The 3567-nt window shown below is 65.1% G+C and carries 3 protein-coding genes; 2 read left to right on the plus strand and 1 reads right to left on the minus strand.

All coding sequences use genetic code 11. The features are described 5' to 3' along the window. Positions 1-158: cytochrome c family protein (locus ACE3S9_RS16660; protein WP_374547598.1), on the minus strand; the 158-nt coding region annotated here is incomplete at its 3' end. A 179-nt stretch (positions 159-337) separates the two neighbouring features. Between ACE3S9_RS16660 and ACE3S9_RS16665 the strand changes: the two genes are divergently transcribed. After that, complete coding sequence (locus ACE3S9_RS16665; RefSeq protein WP_374547596.1) at positions 338-1927, plus strand: RecQ family ATP-dependent DNA helicase; 1590 nt, start codon at positions 338-340, stop codon at positions 1925-1927. Between the two features lie 227 nt (positions 1928-2154). Beyond that, positions 2155-3114 carry a crotonase/enoyl-CoA hydratase family protein gene (locus ACE3S9_RS16670; protein WP_374547597.1) on the plus strand — a complete coding sequence of 320 codons (960 nt, stop codon included), beginning with the start codon at positions 2155-2157 and terminating at the stop codon, positions 3112-3114. Positions 3115-3567 lie beyond the last annotated feature (453 nt).

Raw genomic sequence — 3567 nt, forward strand, 5'->3', positions numbered from 1 at the left:
TCGGGGCCGACGACGTTCTTGGCGCCGGGGCCGATCTGGTGGCAGGCCTTGCACTTGTTGAACACCTTGGCGCCCGCTTCGGGATCGCCCGCGGCGAAAGCGGAGGACGAGACCAAAGCGAGGGCGGCCGCCGCCGACAGCGCGTGGATGAGCTTCATGTGACGTTTCCTTCCTGACGATGGGATACGAACCCGAATCGGTGCAGACTTCCTTGGCGCGAAGGCCGGAAGACCTCGCGCGCCACAATCTAGGTCGTGGATCGCGCGATGACAATCGCTTGGGCGTCGGCGCGACGCCCAACTTTGGCGCCACATTTTGCCGCAGGAGGATGAGAGCGATGGCCGGTTTCGACGCCGCGCGCATTCTCCTGCGGGAGCGCTTCGGTTTCGACGATTTCCTGCCCGGACAGGCCGAGCCGGTCGGAGCCGCGCTGGCCGGCGCGGATTTGCTGGCGCTGCAGCCGACCGGAGCCGGCAAATCGCTGATCTATCAGCTTCCGGCTCTGGCCCGGCCCGGCCTGACTTTGGTGATCTCGCCGCTGGTCGCTCTCATGCGCGACCAGGCGCAAAAGCTTGCGCAACAGGGAATTCCAGCCGCCGCGCTCCATGCCGGCCTCGACCCGGACGCCTATTGCAGGCTTCGCGCCGGCCTCGAAAACGGACGGCTCAGCCTGCTTTATCTCGCGCCCGAGCGGCTCGCCGATCCGGAGACATTGGCCTTGCTGCGGGGCGCGGGCGTGCGCGCCCTGGCGGTCGACGAAGCCCATTGCATCTCGCAATGGGGCAATGACTTCCGCCCGGATTATCGCCTGATCGCGGAAGCCGCCGACCATCTGGGCCAGCCGCAAATGATCGCGACGACGGCCACAGCGTCGCCGGCGACGCGCGCCGACATTCTTAAAAATCTCTTCGCCCGGCCGCCGCGCGTCTTCGTCGGCTCGTTCCGCCGCCCCGCGGTCGCGCTTTCGGCGGTTCCACGCGCCCGCGACAGGATGCGGCAAGCGCTCGATCTGGTCGCGGCGCGGCGCGGCCGCAGCGGTATCGTCTATTGCGCCTCCCGCGCGAGCGCCGACCGGATCGCGACCCTGCTGGGCGAGGCGGGCCTTTCGGCGGCCGCCTATCACGCGGGCTTGCCGGCCGAGGTTCGGGCGGCGCGGCAGGACGCCTTTCTGGCCCGTCCCGACATGGTCATTGCCGCCACCATCGCTTTCGGCCTCGGCGTGGACAAGCCCGACGTGCGCTTCGTCATCCATTATGACGCGCCCGATCATCTCGAAACGCTCTATCAGGAGACCGGCCGGGCGGGACGCGACGGCGCGCCGGCGGAGGCTGTCGCGCTTTACGATCCGCGCGGCATGGCCGTCTTGCGCGCGGCGCGGTTCGATCTGGCGCGGATCGACCCGGCGGCGGGGCTGCGCGCGGGCGGCCTGTCGGATTATTTCCTGACGGCGCGCTGCCGCGAGCGCGCATTGCTCGCCGCTTTGGGCGAAACGGCGCCCGCCTGCGGCCAATGCGACAATTGCCGCAGCGGTGTCGCGGCCTGGCGTCAGGCTGCGCGAATGGCGCGCTTTTGGGCCGGCGACGCGCTGGCGCTGGCGCGGCGGCGAATCAGCCCGCGCGCCGCGTCGCAAGTCGAGGAAGTCGAGATCGAGAGCCTGAACAGAGCCGTGGAAGAAGAAAGGCCGGCGCCGCGAGCGCCCTTGACGGTTGAACAGAGCAATCGCCTTCGCGCCTTGATGGCCGAGCGCGTCGTCATCGCCCGCCGCGCCAGAATGGCGCCAGGACGTCTCATTTCGGACGAGGCCTTGATCCGGCTCATGGAATCGCCGCCGGCCGATCTCGCCGAGCTTGCCGCGCGTTGCGGCGATGGCGGCGGCGCCTTGATCCGTTATGGCGCAGCTTTGCTTGAGAAGGCGCGTTATGGTTAATTTCTATTGTCTTTGTTCCAGAATAATACAAAGTGACTTTCGTCTTATAGTTTATGAATCGTAAAATTTTCTGTAAATTGTAGCGGAAAGTTACGTTTGGAACATTTGTTGAAATGAACGCTTGTTAATCTTCCTTAACGCGCGCTCCATGGGACGCGCAACGTTGCTGGAATGCCCCCGTCATGATGCAGTCCGCCGGTATCCCGTCTTTGAGCTCCTCAACGCCAGTGCGGACTTCGATCGAACGCAAGGACGTCGGACCGACCGAGGAGAGCAGGGCGCTGCCGCTGGGGCTGGCCTTCCTGGTCAAGCCGCGCCGTGAACTCGACGTGCGTTTCGATCCGGTGACGCGCGCCGTCTGGTGCTCGATGCGGCACGCCAACAGCGTGAGCTGGACGCTGCCGCTGCTGCGCGAGCTCAACGGCCTTTACGCCGATATCCGCGCCTTGCGCGGCAGCGAGGCTTTCGATGAGCCGCCGATCAAATTCTTCATCGGCGGATCGCTGCGCCAGGGCGTGTTCAACATGGGCGGCGACCTCTCCTTCTTCCTCGACCGCGTCCGCGCGCGCGACGCCGAGGGACTGCGGCGCTACGCCTATGCCTGTGTCGACGCGATCTACAATAATTATCACGGCTTCGAGGCGCCCGTCGTAACCATCGCCTTGCTGGAGGGCGACGCGCTCGGCGGCGGGCTGGAGGCGGCGTTGAGCTGCCAGGTGGTCATCGCCGAGCGTGGGGTCAATCTCGGCTTTCCCGAGGCTTTGTTCCATACTTTTCCGGGCATGGGCGCCTATAGCCTGATCTCGCGGCGGCTCGACGCGGCGCGCGCGGAAAAGCTGATCCTCAGCGGCAAGATGTTCAAATCCGAGGACTTTTTCGAAATGGGCCTCGTCGATTATCTGGTCGAAAAGGGCGAGGGGCCCGAGCGGGCGCGCGCTTTCGTGACGGAAAACGGCAAGAGGCACGCCTTGCTTGCGGCCATGGGCAAGGTGCGTCGGCGCGTGGCGCCGTTGACCCTGGAGGAATTGCGCGACGTGACCGACGTCTGGGTCGAGACAGTGCTCAATCTCGCGCCAATTAATCTCCGCAAGATGGAAATGCTGGCTTTGTCGCAAGACCGCCTGTTCAGCCAGACCGCGAGCCAAAGGTTCGCGGGCGAGGCGCCGGCCGCGTCGCCGCAGCGCTGAGGCGCTTAGATCGTTTCCTTGTTTCATGGAAACAAGGAAACGATCTATCTTTTTATTTTAGCACATATTCGCTTCGCGGACCTAGGGTTCTTCACGCGAACCGGCATCCACTTTGCTCGACCCGAAGGGCCGCGTCAGCGAACACGCTGTAGGTTTTCGGCGGTCAATTTCCCCGATCCAGTCCCTGGCATGAAAGAGCCTTCCGCGACTGACCGGGTCGCGGAAGGCTCATGGATCGTCGCAGGTCCGGGACGTGGCGCTCGGCGGGGAGGAGAGACGCGCTTTGCAGTCGCGTTTCCGGATTTGGCGCGGCGACCGATCGGCGGAAAACCGTGTCGGACCAGCCGTCACCAGACGGCGGCGAGCACCGCGGTCATGAAGGCGAAGGCGGCGCAGATGGAGACGATTTCAACTTTGATGGCGGATGTCATCGGTCGGCCCCCTAGCTTTGCG

It is taken from the genome of Rhodoblastus sp. (assembly GCF_041915505.1).
Classification (GTDB): Bacteria; Pseudomonadota; Alphaproteobacteria; order Rhizobiales; family Beijerinckiaceae; genus Rhodoblastus.